The organism is Corallococcus sp. M7 (assembly GCF_054512695.1).
Map to the genome: position 1 here is coordinate 7,952,938 of NZ_CM137252.1, position 23,048 is coordinate 7,975,985.

Here is a 23,048-nt window from a genome sequence, read left to right on the forward strand (position 1 = left end):
AGCCATTCCGGCCCCCACCGACTGTCCACCATCCGGCCCCGGTGCGCGGCCTTCAGCGCCCCACGCCCATGCGCGTCCACAGGTCCAACAGCGTGCGCAACACGGACGCGTCCGGCACGTCCGCCGCGGGCGGCACGTCCACCCGGATGCCGTGCGCCGCCAGCCGCGTGAAGGGGTTGTTCGCGTCCGTCGTCTTCAGCGGTATGGACGGATCCGCCGGCCGGAAGCCGAACGCCAGCGCCCGGGCCTGCACCTCCGGGCTGCGCAGGAAGGCCACCCACTCCAGCGCCGCCTCGCGCTGCTCGGGCGTCACCCAGTCCGCCTGGAGCACCGCCGCCGGATGGTCGCTCCACAGCGTCACCGGCGGATAGTCCACCCGCAGCGGCCCCCACCGGCCCTGCGCGTGATCCAGCTGCGCGATGGCCAGGCTCTCGTACACCAGCGCCAGGTCGTAGCGGGACGGCCCGTAGCGCACCAGGTCCGTCATGAACGTGCCCGTGGACGGCTCGAAGCGCGTCACGCCCCGCTCCAGTCCCTGGAGCCACGCCTGATAGCCCGGATCCAACAGGTCCCCTTCCTTCACGCCCTCGCGCCGGCCCAGGTACTCCAGCGTCGCGGACAGGAGCGCCTGCAGGCCGGAGTTGGACTTCCGGGGGTCCGTGTGGCCCAGCTTCACGAAGCCCCACTCCGGAGGGCCGCCCACCGCGGGCCAGCCCCGGTCGCTCGCCACCGCGCGCTGGAGCGTCTTCCACGACAGGGCCGCGCCTCCGCCCGCCTTGCGCAGCACCTCCATCCGGTCCTGCCAGCCCACGAAGACGAGCGGCGTGATCACCAGCGGATGCGGCGCGGCCTCTCCCTGCGTGGCGAACAGCGGCCCGTGCGAGGCGTCCGTCGCCCAGTCCGCCGCGAGCATGCGCAGCTCCGCGCTGTCCGCCGGGCTCCACACCGTGGGCTTCTCCCGCCCTTCCAGGATGGCCTGCGCCGCCTCCAGCGAGCCCCGCCCCACCAGCGTCACCCGCACGCGAGGATGCGTCCGCTCGAACTCCGCGAGCGCCGCCTCCACCCACGCGCGCTTCTCCGTGCTGTAGAGGAACGTGATGTCCGTCACCCGCCGCCGGGACGGCAGCACGGTGGACTCCGGCTCCGGCGTCGCCTGGACGGGCGCCACCGGGGCCGCCAGCAGGTAGAACACCCCCAGCAACGCGGCCAGCATGCCAATGAGGAGGAGGACCCGGGGCTTCATGCTCCCCCTCGTACCCCGGGTCGCGGTCCCGGAAAGCCCACCGGTGCTTTTGTCACAACCCTGTCACTCACGGCCTCTCCCCCGCCCGCTCCCCGTCCAGGGACTGTCCCGCCAGTTTGTTTGTCCTCATAGGACTGGCAGAATGGGCCGGATGATGACACTGGCACGAAGCATCGCGCTCCTGGGACTGGGAGCGGTGTTCGGGGGCTGCGCGGCGAAGCAGGCCCCGCCCGTCCAGCACTACGCGCTGGGCATGTCCCGGGCGGAGTATCGGGATTACACGGGGGCGAAGGCGAGCCCCTGCGACGCGGAGCCCCGCTGGTTCCAGGACGAGCTGACCGCGGTGAACGGCCTGCTGGCCCGCTTCGTCAAGGAGACGGACCAGGCCCTGGACCCGAAGGCGCTGGAGCACGCGAAGCACCTGGAGCTGCTGGAGGAGGGTCTGCGCACGCTGCCTCCGGTGCTCAAGGTGCACGAGAACAACCTCCAGGCGCTGAAGGCCTGCGGCTTCCGGAGCACGGGCGCGTTTCCGGAGCTGGCCCGGCGCGGCGGGGAGCTGCTGACGGAGACGCGGGAGCGGATGGACCTGGGGCCCAAGATTCAGGCTGCGGCGGCGCTGCGCGAGGCGCAGAAGCAGTGGCGCGAGCAGGGCCCGGAGCGCGAGGCCAAGGCGCGCGACACGTGGTGCCCGAAGCCCGCCAAGGTGGGCCAGCCGGACCTCTTCTTCGCGCGCCTGTCGCCGGACGGGCGCACCGAATACTTCTTCTGCGACGGCCACGTCGTGGAGAGGTCCGGTGGCGCGGAGCCCACGCTGCTGAGCCCGGAGGGGCTGTCGAAGTGGGAGCGCCGCCGGGTGCAGGCGAAGAAGTACCTGGACGCGGCCCAGGCCTACCCCGAGGAGGAAATGGACCGCGAGCCCACGGCCGCCACCCTCCAGAAGTCCGCCGCGTCCGGCGGTGGCAGCGCGGCGGGAAGCGCCCCGTAGGCCAGGGCGTGACGCGCGGGCCTCCGCCGTCACGCTCCCAGCCGGGCGAGCCGCTTGGACAGGTGCGCGTCGCCGCCCGCGTCCACGCCGCCCACGAAGGCGGCCAGGGACTGGCCCACTCCGGACAGGTGGGCCTCCACGTGCGGCTTGAGCGCGGTCCAGCGCTTCGACCAGGCGTCCTCGGAGCCGTCGCGCAGGTCGGGGCGCTCGGAGAGGAGCGCCGTCACGCGCAGCGCCAGCTCCGGGTCGTTGAGCGTCCGCGCGGCGGCCACGCCCGGCGGCACCGAGCCCGCGGGCGCGGCCTTCCACATCTCCGCCGCACGCTGGAAGGCCGCCACGTCCACCTGCGACAGGAGCCCCAGCGCATGGCGCAGCGGCAGCCGCCCTTCCGCCTTGGGCCCCACCACGTGCGCCATCAGCGCGGCGAAGGGCGCGGCCAGGGCCGGGTGCGCAGCGGGGTCCACGCCGCCCAGGGCGCGCAGCGCGTGGCGGGCCTTGCGCGCCAGCCGCGTCACCCTCCAGCTGGGCCCCTTGAGCTTCGACTGGAGCAGCGCCAGCGCGGACGCGGCGGCGGTCACGGCCTCGGGGCCCGGCGTGGCGGGGGCCACGCGGCGCGGCAGCACGAGCGCGGGGGGCGGCGGGGCGGCGGCCTTCGGGGTCGGCGCGGGCGGGGCCTCGCCGCTGCTCACCTCGGCGTAGCCCTCGCGGACCTTCTCCGCGACCTTCTTGTTGTACTCGCGCAGGGCGGCTTCCTCGTCCGGGAAGGCCTTCTCCTTGCGCTGCCCCGCGGTGCCGATGCGGCCGTAGGTGACAATGAAGGTGGCGCCCTGGAGTTCGGGCACCCAGAACTTGGAGCTGTTGCCGTCGACGAATTCGAACCTGCGCATGGACGCGGAGGTTACTCCACCTTCGCGGCCAGTGAGCGCAATCCCTCGTCGCGAGACACGCTGCCGGTATAGCCCAGCTCCAGCCGGGCCTTCTCGTCGCTCACCGTCACCTCCTGGCCCGCGAGCAGGAGCTCCGTGCGGGACAGGGGCGGCGTGCTCTTGAGGCCCAGGAGGTCCCAGACGAAGTCGCTGACCACGGCCACCGTCGCGGCCAGCGCGGTGGGCATGGACTTGTCACCGGGCTCCACACCCTGCGTCTTCAAGAGCGCGGTGATGAAGGTGCGGAACTCCACGGGCGGGCCGTCGGTGAGGAAGTACGCCTGACCGCCCTGCCCCTTCTCCGCGGCCAGCAGCAGGCCCTCCACCACGTTGGCCACGTGGCAGGTGGACGTCAGGTAGTGCCCGCCGCCAATCCAGCGGAAGCGCCCGGACTTCACCGCGGCGACCAGCGTGGGCAGCACGGTGGTGTCCCCCGGCCCCCAGACCATGCGGGGCCGCACGGCGACGGTGGTGAACTCCGGCGAGTTGACCTGGAGCACGAGCCGTTCGGCCTGGCCCTTGGTGGACGGGTACGGGCCCACGGGGCGCTCGGGCAGCGGGTGCGTTTCGTGGAGGTTCGCCATGGGGCCGCCGTCCACCAGCACGGCCTCCGTGCTCACGTGCACGAAGCGCTTCACGCCAGCCGCGCGCGCCGCCTCCAGCACGGCCTCCGTGCCGCGCACGTTGGCTTCGTAGAAGGCCGCGCGGGGGCCGGACATCTTCACGTGCGCGGCGGCGTGGAAGACCGTGTCGCAGCCCTCCATGCCCAGGCGCAGGCGCTCCGGGTCGCTGAGGTCGCCCTCCCACGGCTCGCCGCCCGCGGCCTGGATGGCCTGCGCGGCCTCGGGCGAACGGGCCAGCGCACGCGCCGGTTCCCCGCGCTTCGCGAGCGCCGCGAGCAGGTGCTTCCCGACGAACCCCGAGCCACCGGTGACGAACGCGCGCACGTGTGAAGCCTCCTCCGTCCGAGGACGCCGCTCCTACCACTCCCGGCGGGGGCCGGGTAGCCCACGCCGGTCCATCAGAACATGTCGCGCAGCGAGGGGGCGGGGCCCGAGAACAGGGCGCTGGCGGTGTCGAGCGACGCGTCGTCCCCTGTGAGCATGCCGGAGAGCTGGAGCGCGCGGGGCGTGAGGAAGCCGGTGTAGAGCGGCGCCAGGGCGCGCACGTGCAGCTTGAGGCGGCCCTCGCCGCCGGGCCGGACGCGGGCGGTGCCGCCCTCCACCTCCAGCACGAAGCGCCCGGTGTTCTCCGGGAGGAGGTCGTCCTCCACGTCCAGGTGGAGCGCGCCGGCCAGGCCGGGAGCGAAGCCGCGCGCCTCCAGGGCCCGGCGGACGTCCAGGATGCGCGTCATCCAGTGCATGGAGAGCTTCACCTGGTAGGTCTGTTCGCGCAGCAGCGCGAGGAGCGGCTCGTCCGCGCCGCCGAACCACATCACGTCCCGCGCCAGCGAGCGGTGGTCGCCGAGGAAGCGCAGCAGCCGTCGCGCGGCGGCGGGCGTGGTGGCGACCAGGTCCGTGAGCTTGACGGCCTGCGTGGGCACGGCGCCCTGGGGCGAGAGGCTCCGCACGAGGTACACGTAGCCCTCCACGCCGGACGCGCCCTCCACGACGTAGCCGTAGGCGGTGTCGTTGCGGGGCGTGCGCACGCGCCGCCAGATGTAGTCCCCGCGGTCCAGCCAGCCGTGGTGCTGGGCGGCGAAGCGCCGGTAGCAGGCCTCCACCGCCGCGTCGTCGGACGGGCGCATGGGGCGCAGGGACAGCGAGCGCTCCCCCAGCTCCAGCGAGGCCGCCTCGACGTGGATTTCGTAGCGCGCGCCGGAGACCTCGTAGCCCACGCGCCGGTAGAGCGGCTGGGTCGCGGGGTAGAGGACGGAGAGGGGGGCGCCTTCGTCGCGCATCTCGCGCAGGAAGTGATGGAAGAGGCGCGTGGCGGCGCCGGCGCCCCGGTGCGCGGGAGCGACGCCCACGCCGCCCACGCCGATGAGGGGCACGGAGCGGCCGCCGAGGAACTGGCCCATGCGGATGAGGGTGAGCGTGGCGGCCACGTCACCGTTCACGCGCAGGATGCGCAGTGAGGACTCGGAGAAGTTCTTGCGCACCACGGTCTCGGAGTCCGCGAGCGGCATGGCGAACGCCTGCGTGGTGATGTCCGCGATGGCGGCCAGTTCCTGATCATCCTTCGGCGGTCCGTAGTTGTCCGTCTCCATCCCGCGTCCCCTTGCGTTGCGTCAGGTGGCGCAGCATGGCGCAGCGGATGGAGCGCGGGGAAGGCCGGACGGATCCGCTGTCACTTCGTGGGCTTCGGGGCCGGCGGCAGGCGGCCGTATTTCCGCAGGGCCTTCACCAGGCGGTCGGGTGGCAGGCCATGGACGCGGACGCTCTGGAAGCCGGTCATCGTGTCGGAGGCGAGCATCGAGTTGAGGATGGCCTCCTGGGTGGCCTGCACGGTGGCTTCGAAGAGCGGGGTCATCCGCTCGTTGTCGAGCATGGAGACCGGAGCGACCTCCGTGGAGCTCACGGACTGGGTGGAGAACGCCAGGAAGATGTCGCCGGAGGAGTTCTCCCCCAGGCCGCCCATCTTCCCGATCGCGAGCGGTACGCGCCGGGCCACGCGGTCGAGCTGGTGCGGCAGGAGCGGCGCGTCGGTGGCCACCACGATGATGATGGAGCCCATGCCTTCCGGAGGCGGCGGACCGGCGCTGGCGCGCTTCGAACATTGCGGCAGGTTGGCGCGGTAGGGGCCCTTGGGAGGGGCGTCTCCGAAGTAGCAGGAGCGCAGGTCGGGGAACTCCTCGCCCACGGGAGCGCCCGCGACGGAGAAGAGGCGGCGGCTGCCGTAGTTGCACTGCACGAGCACGCCGAGGGTGTAGCCGCCCTGCTCCGCCGGGAGCTTGCGGGAGGCGGTGCCGATGCCGCCCTTGAAGCCATGGCAGATCATGCCCGTGCCGCCGCCCACGGAGCCTTCGGCGACAGGCCCCGGGCGAGCGGCGTCGAGCGCCTGCATCGCGTGCTGGGGCCGGACGTGGAAGCCATCGATGTCGTGCAGGAAGCCATCCCAGGTCTCCGCGACGACGGGCAGGCCCAGCTCCCAGGTGAGGTCGCGCTTCTGGGCCCAGGCGATGACGCCCTCGTGCACGGCGCCCACGGCGTGGGTGTCGCTGATCATCACGGGGCCGGAGAGCAGACCGGACTCCTTGACCCAATGGGAGCCGGTCATCTCACCGCTGCCATTGAGGTCAAAGGTCGCCGCGAAGACAGGCTGAGCCACGGCCTCGCGGCCCCGGGGCAGCACGGCGGTGACGCCGGTCCGCACCTGTGCGCCGGTGTTCAGCGTGACGTGGCCCACTTCAACGCCCTTCACATCGGTGATGGCATTGAGCGCCCCCGGCTGTCCGCCGAAGGGGATGCCCAGGTCACTGGACCGGGGACGCGCGGTGCTCGTGATGGGCAGGAGGCACAGCAGGCCCAGGAAGACAGCGGGACGAAGTTCCATGGGCAAGGGTTCTACACCTCGACGAACTGTCCTCCCACGATGCCGGTCTGTTCCAGTGCGGCCTTGAGTTCTCCATCGACGATGAGCGCGGAGCGAAGTCCCCACGGGCGGAACACGCGCTCGTCAGCAACCTTTGTCTTGTCGATGCGCAGCCCGGCGACGTACTTGTATCCGCCGACCTTCTCGGGCTGCCCGTCTTCAGGAGTCCAGAGCTTGAACTCTTCACTCGCCACTTCATCAACGCAGCGGACCGTGCGCGCCGCGACCAGGAGGAAATAGGGCTCGGCCTGTCCCTCGACCTGCACCGGAAAGAGCTGCACGTCGTTGGGAGCCAGGGTGCGGAACACATCAGCCGTCCGAGTGCTGAGGATAGGCGTAATTCCTACGCCAGCGGAGGTGTAGTCCAGGGGTTTCCCAGGACGAGAGAGCGGCACCCGCAGCGGTCCTGGGTCGGGGATGGGCGCCCCGCGTGTGAACACCCAGGGGTCATCCAATGGCCGCCCGTCAGCATGGGTCGATGTTTTGAAGTACCAACGCTCCGGTACATACACATCGATATCCAGTTCGAAGAAACGCCGTTCCATTGCATCAGGCATCGGGATTCCTGGTGATGAGCTTGCGCATGCGAGTACCCGCAGTCGTCAGTTCTTTCGCGATGGCCGTCAGTACCTCCACCAATGCGGCCCGGCACTGTGCGACACCCCTGCAGCCCAACATGGCTTCGTCGATTCGGACACGCACCGCTTTATGGTACTCCGCAGGATGCGGCCCCCGGTGCCCGTTGATCCGCACCAGGTTCGCGGCGTCATTAAGGCTCATTCCCGCCTGCTCGAAGAAGGGTTCGAAGATGGGCGTCCAGGGACCACCGGACTGCTCCGACACCTCATTCTTGTCCGTGCAGATGTGATGAACCTCTCCCTCCGGGTCGCCCTGGATTCCGCCGCCTCCAGGCCCCATGGCGACTGCCGCCACGGCAGTGGGCGCCAACGTGACGTTGAGCACTCCCGCTGACGACACGGAGATGGACCGCACCTCCCCGGCCAGTGCGCGCGACAGCTGGAACCCGCCCTCCACCTCCGCCCTCAACACCGCCTGCGGGAAGCCCGGCATCCGAGGCCCCTGCGCCGCCATCGCGTTCCTGCCACCGAGCGCCGTCATCGCGACAATGACCAGCACCCGCGCCCCGTTGGCGCCGAGGACGCGCCCGAAGCGATGCCCCGCATCCCGGAGCGCAGCCTCGTCCCTGGCGTCCCGTGACTCGTCCATGAGCCGCAAGAAGGCCTGCCCCAGGTTCCACACGGGCCCTGTGCCCAGATACGCGATGAGCGACGCGGTCAGCACCACCGCGACCAGCTTGGTGATGGGCTCCGGTGCGACCAGCATTACCATCGCGGTGCCAATCATCGCAGTGACCATGGTCCGCAGCGCGGCGGGGTCCATCAACTCCTCCACCGCGTCCGCCACGCCTTCCCAGACCGTATCGAGCGCGAAGGAGAGCGCCATGCTCCGCCGCTCCATCGAGTCCAGGGGAAGGTCGCCGCTCAAGCGGAGCACCTGCCGGCCTTGAGCTCCCGCGACGATGCCGCCCACCGACGCAAGCAGGGAGCGCCGGTCGGAATCTCGGACCGCGACATCCAGCCTCAGCTCGAGCACCAGCCGCGTGACCGCGTCCCTGAACGCCTCCTCGTCAATCCGGACCGGCTTCGTCTCCACCGGCGTATAGGCGATGGGCCGGCCCCGCCCCGTGTCGAGGTTCACCACCCGCGTCGTCGCGCAGCCCGCCGTCAGCCACAGCAGCACGGCCATTGCCCAGAGCTTCATGCGCCCTCCCCGGCTCATGGATCCGACGAGACCACCCCCTGCGGCTCCAGCACCTCCCGCGTCCGTGCCCCACGCTCGATGTAGCCCGCGCCGCCTCGCAGCTCCCGGCCGTCCTCCAACACGGCGATGAGGCTGTACGACGACTCACCCCGGACGGGATAGGTCAGGGCCACGGTGTCCCCCTTGCCCATGGCGCGGTAGATGACCTGGCCGTGGTCGTGCTCGATGCGCACCTCGCGCACGGCCTGGCCGGTGCGGTTCTCCACGCGCACTTCAATCCCCGCTCGCGCGGGCCCCGTGTCGTGCAACCACAGCGCGACCCCGGCGATGAGCGTCAGGAACGCTCCCAGCACCATTCCTCCCAGCATCCACAGGATCCGCATCGCACTCCCCCTTTGTGATTGCCATGCAGGCAACCGGCGATGCCTTTCTAACAGGTGCATCCGCCCACCCGGTGCTAAGCCCTGGCGTCAGGAGGAAGCACGCCCATGCGGAAACTGACCTATTACGTCGCCACCTCGCTCGACGGCTTCATCGCCTCGCCCACCGGTGCGTACGACTACTTCAGCACGGAGCAGGACTACTTCGACGCCATCGCCGCCGAGTACCCGGAGACGCTCCCCGCCGGCTACCGCGCGTTCAAGGGCATCACCGGCCCGGGCAAGCACTTCGACACCGTGCTGGAGGGCCGCAACACCTATCAGGTCGGGCTGGACGCGGGCGTCACCAACGCGTACCCGCACCTCGAGCACTACGTCTTCTCCCGCACCCTCACGAAGAGCCCCGACCCCGCCGTCAAGCTCTCCAGCACGCCGCTCGCCACCGTGCGTGAGCTGAAGGCGCGCGACGGCCTGGGCATCTGGCTGTGCGGCGGCGGCGCGCTCGCGGCCGAGCTGTTCCCCGAGATCGACGCGTTCATCATCAAGATCAACCCCGTCATCGTGGGCCAGGGCATCCGCCTTCTCGACGCGGGCTACGCACCCCACCGCCTGAAGCTCACCGGCACGCGGACGGTCGACAGCGGCGTCGTCTTCCTGAGCTACGTCCGCGAACCCTAGCCGCCACACGCCACACCCCGGCGGAGGAGGGGCCGCTCCCACCGCCGGGGCATGGCCGCATCAGATGAGGTCGAGCTGCTCGAAGGTGAAGGAATACACCGAGGTCCCCACGAAGCCGGTCAACACGTTGCCAGAGCACGTGGGCGACACCACGGAGACCCGAGTGTTGGACCAGCTGTTGAGGATGACCGTCATCTTGCCGGTGGCGTCCAGCTCCAGCTGGATGTTGTCCATGGCGAAGGCGGAGAAGTTCTGCCAGCGCGAAGGACTGGCGTAGGTAGAGATGTAGCTCCGGTCGTTGAAGCTCTGCCTGCCGCTGTTCGCGGTGCTGGTGAGCCGCGCGGGCGTCTGGGTGAAGACACCCGTCGTGGGGTTGTAGACCCAGCCCGGAGCCACATAGTCGGACAGCATGCCCGTGAAGTACGAGGCCACCGGCCCCACCGCGCCCGAGGGCGGCTTCAGCGACACGCCCGTCACGGTGATGTAGTTGGCGCTGGACGCCTGGATCCAACTGAACTGCGAGTTCACCAGCGTCGTGCAGCTCTGCGCGGAGGCCTCCGGAGCCCGCGAAGAGGGTCAACGACAAGAGCAGGCCTGCGAGAAAGCGGAACGCGTTCATGGGGAGCCCCCAGCCGGAGGACGGCAATCCCGCTTGCCGCCGGCATTCGGTCGAGCGGGCTCTTGGGTGCTGAGCACGCCCCATGCCATCACCTGGCCCACTCGGAAGCACTGGCGGCGCCAGCACGATTTGTAGCCTCCGGATCCACGCCGTCATGGACACGCAGGCAACCTGCCTCGCGCGCCGCGCGGGCACCCGCATTGGACCTGGGGTCAATGCGGGGCCCGAACCCCACACGTTCTCCACGCAGGGTGTGAGCTTCCGCTCTGCTCGGAAGCACGGTCCCCCAGCAGGGTTGGCTGGTGGATGGATTCTCCCTCTCGTTCCCCACCGCTGCCCCCGTACCGTGCGTTACTCTGGAGGGTCTATGAGAAGTCCCTTGGACGACAGCCAGCCTCCCTCGTCCGCCAGCGGTGGCGACATCGCCTACGCGACTCCCAGCGCGGCTCGAGACATGGGCGCACAACTGCGCCTGTTCATCGACAGCGTGAAGGACTACGCCATCCTGACGCTCGATCCAGCCGGCAACATCATGAGCTGGAACACCGGCGCGGAGCGCATCAAGGGCTACCGGTCCGAGGAGATCCTCGGCCAGCACTTCGGCCGCTTCTACACGCCCGAGGACATCGCCCGGGGCAAGCCCCAGCAGGACCTGGACATCGTCAACCGCGACGGCCGCCTCGAGGAGGAAGGCTGGCGCGTCCGCAAGGACCACAGCCTCTTCTGGGCCAACGTCGTCATCACCGCGATGCGCGACACCCAGGGCCAGCTCGTGGGTTACGGCGAGGTGACGCGCGACTTCACCGAGCGCAAGCTCGCCCAGGAGCAGCTGCTGCAGAGCGAGGAGCGCTTCCGCCTGCTCGTCGAGCACATCCAGGACTACGCCATCTACATGCTCGACGCCGATGGCCGCGTCTCCACCTGGAATGCCGGTGCCGAGCGCTTCAAGCAGTACAAGGCCGAGGAGATCATCGGCCAGCACTTCAGCCGCTTCTTCCCCCCGGAGGACGTGGCCCGGGGCAAGCCCTGGTACGCCCTCCAGGTGGCCACCCGGGAAGGCCACTTCGAGGAGGAGGCGTGGCGCATCCGCAAGGATGGCAGCCTCTTCTGGGCCAGCGTCGTCATCACCGCGCTGCACGACCCGTCCGGCAAGCTCCGGGGCTTCGCCAAGGTGACGCGCGACATCACCCAGCGAAAGCAGAACCAGGAGCGGCGCGAGCTGGAGATGCTCCGCGACGCCGTGCGCGCCCGCGATGAGTTCCTCTCGGTCGCCTCGCACGAGCTGAAGACGCCGCTCACCCCGCTCCAGCTCAAGCTCACGGCCCTGCTGCGCACCGTGGAGAACAACCCTGCCGCCACCCTGCCCGTGGAGCGCATCTCCCGCGACCTAGAGGTGGCCCGCCGACAGGTGCGCAAGCTGTCGGACCTCATCGAGGATCTGCTGGACGTGTCGCGCATCAGCATGGGTCAGCTGCGGTTGGACCGGGCGCCCATGGACCTGTCCTCGCTCGCGCGGGAGGTGGTGACCCGCTACGCGCCCCAGTCCGCGCAGGTCGGCTGCGTCGTCACGCTGGAGGCCCCCACGCCCATCGAGGGCTACTGGGACCGGGCCCGGGTGGATCAGGTCATCACCAACCTGCTCACCAACGCGCTCAAGTACGGCGCGGGCAAGCCCGTCCACGTCCGGGTCCGCATGGAAGCCGGACTGGCCGTGCTGAGCGTGAAGGACGAGGGCATCGGCATCCCGCTCGAGGACCAGCCTCGCGTCTTCGAGCGCTTCGTGCGCGCCGTCTCCGAGCGCAACTACGGCGGCCTGGGGCTGGGGCTCTTCATCACCCAGCAGATCATCGAGGCCCACAGCGGCATCGTGCAGGTGCGCAGCACCCCCGGCGAGGGCTCGACCTTCACCGTGATGCTGCCCCCGGGGCCGGAAATCACCCCGGAGCCTGACGCTCCTCCCGAGCCGGGAGCTGACGCTCCTCCCGAGCCGTGAGGATGTAGCGGTAGGGCACCACGCGCGTCAGCTCGTGCAGCGTGGTGACCCCGGCCGCCACCTTCGCCAGCGCGTCCTCCACCAGCGTGCGGAAGCCCCGCGTCCGGGCGTGCCGGCGCAGTTGGACGCCCGGCGCCCCGGTGGCGATGAGCAGTTGCAGCTCCGGGTCCACCACCAGGAGCTCGAAGAGGCCCACGCGCCCCTTGAAGCCGGTGTGACGGCACGCCTCGCAGCCCTGCCCCGCCCGGGGCTGCACGCCCTCCAGCAGCGGCCCCAAGAGCGCCAGCTGATCCGCCGTGGGCGTGGTGGGCACGGAGCACTCCGGACAGATGCGCCGCACCAGCCGCTGCGCCAGCACCGCGAGCAGCGCCTCCGCGATGTCGCCATCCTCCAGCTTCAACCCGCGCAGGCGGCTCACCGCGCCAATGGCATCCGCCGTGTGCAGCGTGCCCAGCACCACGTGCCCCGTGGACGCCGCCATCAGCGCGGTGCTGCCCGTCTCCAGGTCTCGAATCTCCCCCACCAGCATCACGTTGGGGTCCTGCCGCAGCAGCGCGCGCAAGAGCGTCAGGTGCGGCATCTGCGGCGACACCTGCTTCTGGTTCACCTTGGGGACCACGTACTCGATGGGGTCCTCCGCGGTGATGATCTTCTTGCGCCCGTCGTTGAGCCGCGCCAGCGCCGCGTACAGCGTCGTCGTCTTCCCGCTGCCCGTGGGGCCCGTCACCAGCACCAGCCCCTCCGGGTTGCTCAAGAGCCGCAGCACCGTGGCCTGCAGTTCCGGCGTCATCCCCAACTTCTCCACCGGCACCAGGCCCACCGTGGCGTCGAGCAGGCGGATGACCACGTCCTCGCCCGCGGGCGAGGGCACCACGCTCACGCGGAAGTCCACGAACTTCCGCCCCGCCGCCCCTTCGTAGAGCGCCCGCAGGCGGCCGTCCTGGGGCCGCCGCTTCTCCGCGATGTCCAGCCCCGCCAGCACCTTGATGCGGCTCACCACCTCCGGCAGCGAGTCCGGGGAGATGTCCGTGTACGTCTGGTGGAGGATGCCGTCGACGCGGTAGCGCAGGTCCACGTCGTCCGTGTAGCTCTCCAGGTGGATGTCGGACGCGTTCTGCGTCACCGCCACCGCGAGCACGTGGTTCACCAGCTCCACCGCCGTGGGCCGTGGGGACAGCGCCGCGCCGGCCTTCAGCACCACGTCCACCGACGCGTGCTCCCCCGCGCCGAAGCCCACCTCCAGGGCCGAGTCGATCTCGTAGCGGTTGAGCCGCACCGGGCGCACCGGCCGGCGCAGGAAGTCCGCGATGCGGTAGCGCACGGACTCATCCTCCGGGTCCAGCATCGCCACCGTCACGGGCTCCGTGTCCTGGGCCGTGTCCACCTTGCCCATCACCGCGACGCCCAGGCGGCGGCAGAAGGACTCGGGGAGCAGGCGCAGCGATTCGCGGTGGAGCGTGAACTGGGGCAGTTCGGAGAACGGGGGAACATCCGGGGGAGCCATGGCCCGCCGGCTTATCACGGCCCCCCTCACGCCCGGTCAGGGCTGCTATCCTCCCCGGCATGTCGCGGCCTCCCGCGGACCCTCCCGCCATGCCGTCGCTGCTGGTGTTCGCCGTGGCGGTGCTGCTGTTCGGCTCGCCGCTGCGCCGGCTGTGGCTGGCCGAGGGAGCACCCGCCGCGCTCCCCTTCGTCGTGTGGCTGGGCGTCATCGCCCTGGGCGGGTGGGTGGCGCACCGGAGCCTGCGCCCATGACGCTGGGGCTGGGCCCGCTCGTCATCGCCTCCGTGGCCTACCTGGGCGCGCTGTTCCTGGTGGCCTACGCGGCGGAGCGGGGCCGCATCTCCCCGCGCATCACCCAGCACCCGCTGACGTACGCGCTGGCCCTGGGCGTGTACGCCACGTCCTGGTCCTACTTCGGCAGCGTGGGCTACGCGGCCCGCCATGGCTTCCGCTACCTGGGCATCTACCTGGGCCTCACGCTCGCGTGCCTGCTCGCCCCGGTGCTGTGGCGCCCGCTCCTGCGGCTGACGCGCGAGCTGCAGCTCACCTCGCTCGCGGACCTGCTCGCCTTCCGCTACCCCGGCCAGGTGACGGGCACGGCGGTGACGCTGTTCGCGCTGGCGGGCAGCCTGCCCTACCTGGCGCTCCAGATTCGCGCCGTCGTGGAGTCCGCGCGCCTGCTGAGCCCCGCGGCGGCCCCGGCGCTGGTGGGGCCCGGCTTCTGCGGCGTGCTCATCGTCTTCTCGCTCCTCTTCGGCGCCCGCCACCCCGCCCCGCGCGAGCGGCACGAAGGGCTGATGCTGGCCATCGCCTTCGAGTCCGGCGTGAAGCTGCTGGCGCTGCTCATCGTCGCGGGCTGGTGCGTGGTGTCCGTCTTCGGTGGCGTGGGCGGGCTCAATGACTGGCTCACCCTCCACCCCGAGGCGGTGGAGGCGCTCCAGCGCCCCGCGCGCGACGCGTCCTGGGCGCCGCTCCTGGTGCTCTCCACCATCGCCGCGTTCCTCACGCCCCGGCAGTACCACGTGGCCTTCACCGAAGCGCCCGAGCGCGACGGGCTGGCCACCGTCGCGTGGGCCTTCCCGCTGTTGATGCTGCTCATCAACGTGGCGGTGCCCGTGCTGCTCTGGTCCGGCGAGGCGCTGGGCCTGCCCTGGCCCGCGGACTTCCACGTCCTCTCCGTGCCCATCACGAAGGGCGCCCCGCTGCTGGCGCTCATCGCCTTCCTGGGCGGCGTGTCCGCGGCGAGCGCCATGGTCATCGTCACCACGCTCGCGCTCGCGCCCATGTGCCTGACGCACCTGGTGCTGCCCCTGGGCACCGCGCGCGGCCGGGATGACCTCTACGGGTGGCTGCTCTGGGCCCGGCGCGTGCTCATCGCCGCCATCATCCTCGCGGGCTACGGCTTCTACCGGCTGTTGGACACGCGGACGACGGGGCTCGTGGACCTGGGGCTCGTGTCCTTCGTGGCCACCGCGCAGTTCGCGCCGGGCGTGCTGGGGCTCTTGACCTGGCCCAAGGCCACGCGCGCGGGGCTGCTCGCGGGGCTGCTCGCGGGCGGCACGACGTGGGCCCTCACGCTGCTGGCCCCGCTGTGGGAGCCGCCCTCGCTGGTGGCGTGGACCAACCAGCTCTCCGTGAAGCTGGGCTTCGGCGCGGAGGAGCCCTGGGGCTTCGCCACCTTCACCTCGCTGGCCCTCAACGCGCTGTGCTTCGTGGCGGTGTCGCTGCTCACGCGCCAGTCCGTGGAGGAGAAGGAGGCCGCGCGGGTGTGCACGCGACAGGCGCCGGGGCTCGCGAAGGGCAGCGTGGCGGCCAGCTCCCCGGACGAGTTCCGCCGGCAACTGGAGCCCGTGCTGGGCGCGCAGGTGGCCGCCGCGGAGGTGGACCGCGCGCGCGAGGCCCTGGACCTGGCCCCCGACGAGCGCCGGCCCGCGGAGCTGCGCCGCCTGCGCGACGGCGTGGAGCGCAACCTCTCCGGCCTCATCGGTCCGGTGCTGGCGCGGCTCGCGGTGGGCGAAGCGCTGCGGTTGGACCCCAGCGCGCGCACGGCCCTGGCGGATCAACTCCGCTTCGTGGAGGAGCGGCTGCGCGACGCGCGCGACATGCGCGGCCCCCTGCGCGAACTGGAGGTCGTGCGCCGCTACCTCTACCGCATCCTGGAGGACCTGCCCCTGGGTGTCTGCGCCATGGGCCCGGACGGCGAGGTCGTCATCTGGAACGCCGCGCTGGAGGCGCTATCGGGCGTGCCCATGGACTCCGCGCGGGGCGTGCCGCTCGCGCGCCTGCCGGAGCCCTGGGGGCCGCTGTTCGCGGAGCTCGCGCGGGCCCCTGGCGGCGACGACGAGGCGCGCGTGACGGTGAACGGCAAGCAGCGCTCGCTGCGCCTGCACCGCTCGCGGCTGGCGCCCTCGGACGACGCCAGCGGTCAGGAGACGGGCATCACGTTCCTGGTGGAGGACTGGACGGAGCGCAAGGCGGTGGACGCGCGGCTCGCGCACCAGGACCGGCTCGCGTCGCTGGGCCGGGTGGCCGCGGGCGTGGCGCATGAGATTGGCAATCCACTGACCGCCATCGCCAGCATCAGCCAGAACCTCAAGTACGAGCTGGAGGACCCGGAGGCCGTGCGCGAGCGCGTGGGGCTCATCCTCCAGCAGTGCCGCCGCATCGACGCCATCGTCCGGGCGCTCGTGGGCTTCGGCCACTCGGGCACGGTCGGCGGCGAGTCCCGGCCCTTCACGCGCGTGGCGGTGGGCCCGCTGCTCGCGGAGGCCGCGCAGCTCGCCCGGCTGTCGCGCAAGGCGCGCGATGTCGCATGCACGCACCAGAGCCCGGAGGGGCTGGACGTGCGCGGCGACGCGCAGCGGCTGGAGCAGGTGCTGGTGAACCTCTTGACCAACGCCATCGACGCGTCGCCCGCGGGCTCGCGCGTGGACCTGTTGGCGGAAGCCTCGGGAGACCAGGTGCGCATCCAGGTGGAGGACCGGGGGCACGGCATCGCCCCGGAGCTGTCGCAACGCATCTTCGAGCCGTTCTTCACCACCAAGCAGCCCGGCGAAGGCACCGGCCTGGGCCTCCCGCTGGTGGAGGGCATCGTGCGCGAGCACGGCGGCACGCTGCGCATCGAGGCCCGTCAGGACGGCGGCACCCGCGTGACGCTGAGCCTGCCCCGCGCCGACACGCTGAAGCAGGAGGCCTCCGCTTGAGCCGCATCCTGGTCATCGAGGACGAGCCCATCATCCGCACGGAGCTGCGACGGCTGCTCACCCGCGCGGGCCACGACGTGGCGGAAGCGGGCGCCGTGCCGGAGGCCGCGGCCGAGCACGCGCTGGACGCCTTCGACCTGGTCATCTCCGATTTGCGCCTGCCCGGGCCGCCGGGCACGGACATCATCGCGCTGTGTCCCGGCGTGCCGGTGCTCATCATGACCAGCTTCGCCACGGTGAAGTCCGCCGTGGACGCGATGAAGCTGGGCGCGGTGGACTACATCGCGAAGCCCTTCGACCACGACGAGCTGCTGCTCCAGGTGGAGCGCGTGCTGCGCGAGGGCCGCCTCACCCGCCAGAACGCCGCCCTCAAGCGCGAGGTGGAGCAGACCTGGTCCCCCGGCGGCATGGTGGGCAACTCCCCCGCCATGCGCGACGTGTTCGAGCGCGTGCGCAAGGTGGCCCCCTCCGCCGCCACCGTGCTGGTGCTGGGCGAGTCCGGCACCGGCAAGGAGCTGGTGGCCCGCGCCGTCCACGCGCAGAGCCCGCGCGCGGAAGGGCCCCTCATCGCGGTCAACTGCGCCGCCATCCCCGAGGGCCTCCTGGAGAGCGAGCTGTTCGGCCACGAGAAGGGCGCCTTCACCGGCGCGCAGGCCGCGCACGCGGGACTTGTAGAGGCCGCGCACGGCGGCACGCTCTTCTTGGATGAGATTGGAGAGCTGCCCGCGCCCGCGCAGGCGCGCCTGCTGCGCATGCTCCAGGACGGCGAGGTGCGGCGGGTGGGCGCCACGCGCTCGCGCAAGGTGGACGTGCGCATCCTCGCGGCCACGCACCGCGACCTGCCCCGCCGCGTGCAGGAGGGGCTGTTCCGCCAGGACCTCTACTTCCGCCTGCGCGTCGTTGAAATCCGACTGCCGCCCCTGCGCGAGCGTGGCGAGGATGTCCCCGCGCTGGCGAAGCACCTGTTGGAGCGGGCCAGCCGCCGCATCGGGCGCCCGCCCGCGTCACTGTCGCCGGACGCGCTGGCGGCCATCGCCCAGCACCCATGGCCGGGCAACGTGCGTGAGTTGGAGAACGCCATCGAGCGCGCGGTCATCCTCGCGGACGGGCCGCTCATCACCGCCGACCTGCTGGCGCTGGAATCACCGGGCGGGCCGGGAGCGGACGGCAGCCCGCCCGCGTTGGAGGAGACGGACTTCCCGCCCGTCCCGGCCAGCGAGGATCCGCGCTCGCCGGACTCCATGGAGGAGTACTTCCGCCGCTTCGTGCTGGAGCACCAGGAGCGCATGGGCGAGACGGAGCTCGCCCGCCGGTTGGGCATCAGCCGCAAGACCCTCTGGGAGAAGCGCCAGCGGCTGGGCATCCCGCGCACCCGCGCCTGAGCCGCCGACGCGTCGACGCGCCCCCGCTTCGACGCGTCGAGCTCCGTCGAGAGGCCGGGCCCACCCCCTGCTCCAGAGGGAAGGGCCCCAGGCACGGCGGTTGCTCATGGGTCCTGGCGTCCACCGGCGAATCAACGACAACCCCCGGTGGCCCAGGAGAACACTCCCATGTGCAGCCCCACCCGCCTCGGCCTCGATGGTCAGCCGCTGTCCGGCTTCGACACCCGCCTCTCCCCCGACAAGACGCGCACCACCGCGAAGGTCGGCGCGCCGCAGTCCACGCAGCAGACCGCCAACGCCGTGGTCGTCAACCACTGGGGCGCCGCCATCACCAACGTGACGCTGCGCCACCGCTACAGCAACAACCCCGAGTACCAGCAGCAGGGCAACTGGGCCTCGCTGGCGGAGAACGCGACCAGCTCGTCGTTCCAGGTCATCTTCTGGACCGGCGCCATCGGCCACGACTACTGGTGGATCCAGTTCGAGGACGCCAACGGGAAGATCTGGCAGTGCAAGCAGAACTTCTACTGCACGCTCTCCTCCCCTGACGCGGGCAACACGCTCTACTTCTTCGTCAACGGCTCCGCGGAAGAGATGCAGTGCCAGTTCGTCAGCACCCAGTGCAACGTCTCCCTCTACGAGTCGTAAGGCACCGGAAGGGCCGGAGCCCGCCCGGCGGCCCGCCCCTCCCTGTCCCGCCCGGGGTGCGTGCGCAGCTTCCAACGCGACACGCCCCCCGAGGGGCCCAGCAAGAGGAGCGCGCATGGCCGGAATCTCCCTGTTCCGCGAAGTCTCCCTCCCATGGGGCCGGCGCGCCCGCGCGCTGCGCCTGGAGCGCGCCGCGCGAAGCTACCTGCGCCGCCCACGCATGGACCTGTCGCCGAAGGCCACGGACGTGGAGACGGCGACCCGCCGCTTCCTGCTCTACTTCATGCTGCCCGCCTGGCTCATCCCGGGCGTGGTGGACTGGGTGTGGCACAAGAAGACGGACATCGAGCACACCAGTGGCGCGGGCGAGTCCCTCATCCACTGCCTGATGATGTCCGAGGTCGGCGTGCCCGTGGTGATGGGCCTGGTGATGGAGATCAACCCGCTCACGCTCTCCCTCATGCTGGGCCACACGCTGGTGCATGAGGCCACCGCCTTCTGGGACGTGGCCTACGCCACCCGGCACCAGCGACAGGTGCTCCCCCGCGAACAGCACACGCACAGCTTCCTGGAGGTGCTCCCGTTCATGGCCGTGTCGTCGATGATCTGCCTGCACTGGGACCAGTTCCTCGCCATCTGGGGCGTGGGAGGCCGCAGGGGGAGGTGGCGCCTGCGGCTCAAGGAGGAGCGCCTGCCGGGCGGCTACCTGAAGGGCATCCTCGGAGCGATCGCCGCCACGCTCGCGCTGCCGTACGCCAATGAGCTGTGGCGCTGCATCCGCGCGCAGCGCCGGGGCGAGGCACAGACGCCCTGGCGCCTGGCGAAGCAGTCCCCCGTCACCGTCCCGGACTCCGTCCCGCCCCGGCCCACGCCGCCCGGGCCCACGCTCGCCGCACCGCATTGAGCGCCCGCGCGGCGAGACAACGCGGTGTTACTCCGGTGTTACGACGCGCTGCACGAATCGTTACGGGGGGTAACGCCCTGTCACCTTCCGCCACATCCTGACGCGGCGAGCCAACCCCCAAGGTCCTGAAACCCGGAGCGCACGCGGGTGGAACGGGCGTTGCTCAGGGGATGGGGACCCATGCGTCCCCTCCCCCATCTCCTGTCGCGGTTGTTGGTGCTCACGGCCCTGCTGACCGCGCTGCCGGCGGCGGCGGGGAAGATCCAGTTGGGCGAGGACGCGGTCCTCAACGTGGACGTGCTGCTGCATCCGCAGATGCAGCTCATCAAGGACGGCGCGCCCACGGGCGGCGTGGGGACGGACTTCTACCTGCGCCGCGTGCGGTTGCTCATCTTCGGCAACATCACGAAGAAGCTGTCGTTCTTCATCGACACGGACCAGCCAAACTTCGGCAAGAACGGCGACTACAGCGTCGCCTTCTTCATCCAGGACGCCACGGTCGCGTACGAGTTCGCCGACAAGACGTGGGTGGAGGCGGGCTTCATCCTCGCGCCGCTGTCGCACCACGCGCTGCAGGGCGCCATCGCGCTCCAGACGGTGGACTACCACTCCGACCTCATCCGCTACCCGCTCGGCGTGGGCAAGGTGTGGCGCGACATGGGCGTGCAGGTGCGCGGCTTCGCGGGCCCCTGGACGTACCGCGCCGCCATCCTCAACGGCGTGGAGGGCGCGAAGCTGGAGAACGGCCAGACGGTCAACGCGGACGACCTGCCGCGCGTCGTGGGCCACGCCCGCTACAACGTCTGGGGCCACGAGTACGACCAGTTCCTGCGCGGCATCTACTTCACGCAAGAGCCCCTGCTGTCCTTCGGCGTGGGCGGTGACTACCAGTACGGCGCCATCGCCACCGCCTCCGGCGTGCACGACGCGGTGGCCCTGGCGGCGGACGTGTTCCTGGACATCCCCGTGGGGGACAACCAGGAGTTCGTCTTCCAGAGCAACGTCTTCTCCTGGCAGCAGGGCTTCGACAACGTGCGCAGCGGCACCGGCTTCTTCGTGGAGCTGGGCTACCGCATCGGCATCGTCGAGCCCGTCTTCAGCAGCGAGTACTTCAACGGGCGCGTGGACTCGACGGACCTGCTCACGTTCAAGCCCGGCCTCAACCTCTGGTTCCAGAAGCACACCTTCAACCTGAAGACGGAGGTGGCCGTGTCGCGCGCGGGAGACATCGCCCACGCCACCACGGGCATCACCGGCACCGCCCAGCTCCAGCTCTTCTACTGAGGACTCCCCCCATGGCCACCCACACGGATTCGCTCTTCCAGCCCAAGGAAGCCTTCCGCCGCACCGCGCATGTGAAGAGCCTGGAGGAGTACCAGCGCCTCTACCGCCAGAGCCTGGAGGCCCCGGACGCCTTCTGGGGAGAGCAGGCAAGGCAGCTCACCTGGTTCCACCCGCCGGAGTCCATCCGCGAGGTGAACGAACAGGCCGCGGACTTCGCCTGGTTCGTGGGCGGCAAGCTCAACGTCACCGTCAACTGCGTGGACCGCCACGCGAAGGCGCGCCCGGACAAGGCCGCCATCCTCTGGGCGAAGAACACGCCCGGCGAGTACGAGACCATCACCTTCCGCGACCTCGCGCACCACGTGAACCGCCTGGCCAACGTGCTCAAGGCGCACGGCGTGCGGAAGGGTGACCGCGTCATCGTCTACCTGCCGATGATTCCGGAGCTGGTGTACTCGCTGCTCGCGTGCGCGCGCATCGGCGCGGTGCACTCGGTGGTGTTCGCGGGCTTCTCCGCGGACTCGCTGCGCGAGCGCGTGCTGGACTCCGGCGCGAAGGTCGTCATCACCGCCAATGAAGGCCCGCGCGGCCCCAAGAGCGTGGCCACCAAGGCCATCACCGACGAGGCCCTGGAGGGGCTGCCCCAGGTGACGTCCGTGCTCGTCGCGCGCCGCACGCCCAAGGAAGTGCCCATGCGAGAGGGGCGCGACCACTGGCTGGACGTGGAGGTCCAGAAGCACCGGGGCGTCTGCCCCGCGGAGTGGATGGACGCGGAGGACCCGCTCTTCATCCTCTACACCTCCGGCTCCACCGGGAAGCCCAAGGGCGTGCTGCACACGACGGGTGGCTACCTCGTCTACGCGAACACGACGTTCCGCTACATCTTCGACACGCAGCCGGACGACGTGCACTTCTGCACCGCGGACGTGGGATGGGTGACGGGCCACTCGTATCTCGTCTACGGCCCGCTCAGCACCGGCACCACGACGGTCCTCTTCGAGTCCACGCCGACCTGGCCGGACGCGAGCCGCCTCTGGCAGGTGGTGGATGACCTGAAGGCCACCACGCTCTACACCGCGCCCACCGCGCTGCGCTCGCTCATCAAGGAGGGCGACGGGTTCGTCACGAAGTCCTCGCGCAAGTCGCTGCGCCTGTTGGGCAGCGTGGGCGAGCCCATCAACCCGGAGGTCTGGCGCTGGTTCCACGACGTGGTGGGCGAGGGCCGCTGCCCCGTGGTGGACACCTGGTGGCAGACGGAGACGGGTGGCATCCTCATCGCGCCGCTGCCCGGCGCGACGCCCGCCAAGCCCGGCAGCGCCACCCTGCCCTTCTTCGGCGTGGAGCCGGTGCTGGTGGATGAGGAGGGCCGCACGCTGGAGGGCAACGGCGTCAGCGGCAACCTGTGCCTCGCGCGCTCGTGGCCGGGGCAGGCGCGCACGCTGTACGGGCACCACTCCCGCTTCATGGAGACGTACTACGCGCGCTTCCTGCCGCTGTACTTCACCGGCGACGGCTGCCGCCGCGACGAGGACGGCTACTACTGGATCACCGGCCGCGTGGACGACGTGCTCAACGTGTCCGGCCACCGCCTGGGCACCGCGGAGGTGGAGAGCGCGCTCGTCGCCCACGAGGCCGTCGCCGAGGCCGCCGTGGTGGGCTTCCCGCACGACCTGAAGGGCACGGGCGTGTGCGCCTTCGTCACGGTGAAGCCGGACTTCGTGCGCACCCCGGACGAGAAGATGGTGGGCACCCTGCGCGAACAGGTGCGGCACGTGATTGGCCCCATCGCCACGCCGGACCGGGTGGTGCTGGTGTCGGGCCTGCCCAAGACGCGCTCCGGGAAGATCCTCCGCCGCATGCTCCGCAAGATCGCCGGTGGTGAGACGGAGAACCTGGGTGACGCGAGCACGCTCGCGGACCCCGCCGTGCTGGATGAACTGCTCACCAAGGGCCTGCCTCCGGCCCCCCGCCGCTGAAGTCCCCT

At 71.0% G+C, this 23,048-nt stretch carries 20 protein-coding genes; 10 read left to right on the forward strand and 10 right to left on the reverse strand.

The features are described from left to right. Positions 1 to 52 precede the first annotated feature (52 nt). Entirely contained in the window at positions 53 to 1,243 is a 1,191-nt protein-coding gene (locus ACX114_RS31775; RefSeq protein WP_459290778.1) for a substrate-binding domain-containing protein, read from the reverse strand. A gap of 151 nt (positions 1,244 to 1,394) precedes the next feature. Here ACX114_RS31775 and ACX114_RS31780 point away from each other — a divergent pair, with 151 nt between their 5' ends. Continuing rightward, positions 1,395 to 2,228 carry a hypothetical protein gene (locus ACX114_RS31780; RefSeq protein ID WP_459290780.1) on the forward strand — a complete coding sequence of 278 codons (834 nt, stop codon included), beginning with the start codon at positions 1,395 to 1,397 and terminating at the stop codon, positions 2,226 to 2,228. Positions 2,229 to 2,257: 29 nt separating this feature from the next. Here ACX114_RS31780 and ACX114_RS31785 read toward each other — a convergent pair whose 3' ends face one another. From ACX114_RS31785 to ACX114_RS31815, 7 genes are all read right to left on the reverse strand, one after another. Further along, entirely contained in the window at positions 2,258 to 3,115 is an 858-nt protein-coding gene (locus tag ACX114_RS31785; protein ID WP_459290782.1) for a WGR domain-containing protein, read from the reverse strand. Between the two features lie 11 nt (positions 3,116 to 3,126). Next, on the reverse strand, positions 3,127 to 4,101 hold the full coding sequence (locus ACX114_RS31790; RefSeq protein ID WP_459290785.1) for an NAD-dependent epimerase/dehydratase family protein: 975 nt from the start codon (positions 4,099 to 4,101) through the stop codon (positions 3,127 to 3,129). A 74-nt stretch (positions 4,102 to 4,175) separates the two neighbouring features. Continuing rightward, positions 4,176 to 5,363 (reverse strand): GNAT family N-acetyltransferase, encoded by a 1,188-nt coding sequence (locus ACX114_RS31795; protein WP_459290787.1) that lies wholly within the window; start codon positions 5,361 to 5,363, stop codon positions 4,176 to 4,178. Between the two features lie 80 nt (positions 5,364 to 5,443). Next, a complete protein-coding gene (locus ACX114_RS31800) occupies positions 5,444 to 6,649 on the reverse strand; it encodes a DmpA family aminopeptidase (protein ID WP_459290789.1) in 1,206 nt (401 codons plus the stop codon). Between the two features lie 11 nt (positions 6,650 to 6,660). Continuing rightward, complete coding sequence (locus ACX114_RS31805) at positions 6,661 to 7,245, reverse strand: imm11 family protein (protein ID WP_459290791.1); 585 nt, start codon at positions 7,243 to 7,245, stop codon at positions 6,661 to 6,663. After that, positions 7,238 to 8,470 carry an AHH domain-containing protein gene (locus tag ACX114_RS31810; RefSeq protein WP_459290793.1) on the reverse strand — a complete coding sequence of 411 codons (1,233 nt, stop codon included), beginning with the start codon at positions 8,468 to 8,470 and terminating at the stop codon, positions 7,238 to 7,240. The genes ACX114_RS31805 and ACX114_RS31810 overlap by 8 nt, the downstream gene beginning before the upstream one ends. Positions 8,471 to 8,484: 14 nt before the next feature. Then, a complete protein-coding gene (locus tag ACX114_RS31815; RefSeq protein ID WP_459290795.1) occupies positions 8,485 to 8,853 on the reverse strand; it encodes a hypothetical protein in 369 nt (122 codons plus the stop codon). Positions 8,854 to 8,958: 105 nt separating this feature from the next. On the opposite strand from ACX114_RS31815, the gene ACX114_RS31820 reads away from it, so the two are divergent. After that, positions 8,959 to 9,528: a dihydrofolate reductase family protein gene (locus ACX114_RS31820; RefSeq protein ID WP_459290797.1), complete on the forward strand. Its 570-nt coding sequence runs from the start codon at positions 8,959 to 8,961 to the stop codon at positions 9,526 to 9,528. A gap of 60 nt (positions 9,529 to 9,588) precedes the next feature. Here ACX114_RS31820 and ACX114_RS31825 read toward each other — a convergent pair whose 3' ends face one another. Further along, a complete protein-coding gene (locus ACX114_RS31825; protein ID WP_459290799.1) occupies positions 9,589 to 10,056 on the reverse strand; it encodes a hypothetical protein in 468 nt (155 codons plus the stop codon). A gap of 458 nt (positions 10,057 to 10,514) precedes the next feature. Here ACX114_RS31825 and ACX114_RS31830 point away from each other — a divergent pair, with 458 nt between their 5' ends. Next, positions 10,515 to 12,140, forward strand: a complete 1,626-nt coding sequence (locus ACX114_RS31830) for a sensor histidine kinase (protein WP_459290801.1) — start codon at positions 10,515 to 10,517, stop codon at positions 12,138 to 12,140. On the opposite strand, the gene ACX114_RS31835 is transcribed toward ACX114_RS31830, so the two are convergent. Beyond that, on the reverse strand, positions 12,082 to 13,644 hold the full coding sequence (locus tag ACX114_RS31835; protein WP_459290803.1) for a GspE/PulE family protein: 1,563 nt from the start codon (positions 13,642 to 13,644) through the stop codon (positions 12,082 to 12,084). The genes ACX114_RS31830 and ACX114_RS31835 overlap by 59 nt on opposite strands. A gap of 59 nt (positions 13,645 to 13,703) precedes the next feature. Between ACX114_RS31835 and ACX114_RS31840 the strand changes: the two genes are divergently transcribed. The 7 genes from ACX114_RS31840 to acs all read left to right on the forward strand — a co-directional run bounded on the left by ACX114_RS31840 (position 13,704) and on the right by acs (position 23,040). Next, complete coding sequence (locus ACX114_RS31840) at positions 13,704 to 13,895, forward strand: hypothetical protein (protein ID WP_459290805.1); 192 nt, start codon at positions 13,704 to 13,706, stop codon at positions 13,893 to 13,895. Beyond that, positions 13,892 to 16,846, forward strand: coding sequence for an ATP-binding protein (locus ACX114_RS31845; RefSeq protein WP_459290807.1), 2,955 nt, complete (start codon positions 13,892 to 13,894; stop codon positions 16,844 to 16,846). Before ACX114_RS31840 ends, ACX114_RS31845 begins: the two co-directional genes overlap by 4 nt. Next, entirely contained in the window at positions 16,843 to 18,228 is a 1,386-nt protein-coding gene (locus tag ACX114_RS31850; protein WP_459290809.1) for a sigma-54-dependent transcriptional regulator, read from the forward strand. The genes ACX114_RS31845 and ACX114_RS31850 overlap by 4 nt, the downstream gene beginning before the upstream one ends. 168 nt (positions 18,229 to 18,396) lie before the next feature. Further along, complete coding sequence (locus tag ACX114_RS31855) at positions 18,397 to 18,876, forward strand: hypothetical protein (RefSeq protein ID WP_459290811.1); 480 nt, start codon at positions 18,397 to 18,399, stop codon at positions 18,874 to 18,876. 115 nt (positions 18,877 to 18,991) lie between these two features. Continuing rightward, positions 18,992 to 19,780: a hypothetical protein gene (locus ACX114_RS31860; protein WP_459290813.1), complete on the forward strand. Its 789-nt coding sequence runs from the start codon at positions 18,992 to 18,994 to the stop codon at positions 19,778 to 19,780. A gap of 180 nt (positions 19,781 to 19,960) precedes the next feature. After that, positions 19,961 to 21,064, forward strand: a complete 1,104-nt coding sequence (locus tag ACX114_RS31865) for a porin (protein ID WP_459290815.1) — start codon at positions 19,961 to 19,963, stop codon at positions 21,062 to 21,064. A gap of 11 nt (positions 21,065 to 21,075) precedes the next feature. Beyond that, a complete protein-coding gene (acs, locus tag ACX114_RS31870) occupies positions 21,076 to 23,040 on the forward strand; it encodes an acetate--CoA ligase (RefSeq protein WP_459290817.1) in 1,965 nt (654 codons plus the stop codon). The last annotated feature ends 8 nt before the right edge of the window (positions 23,041 to 23,048 follow it).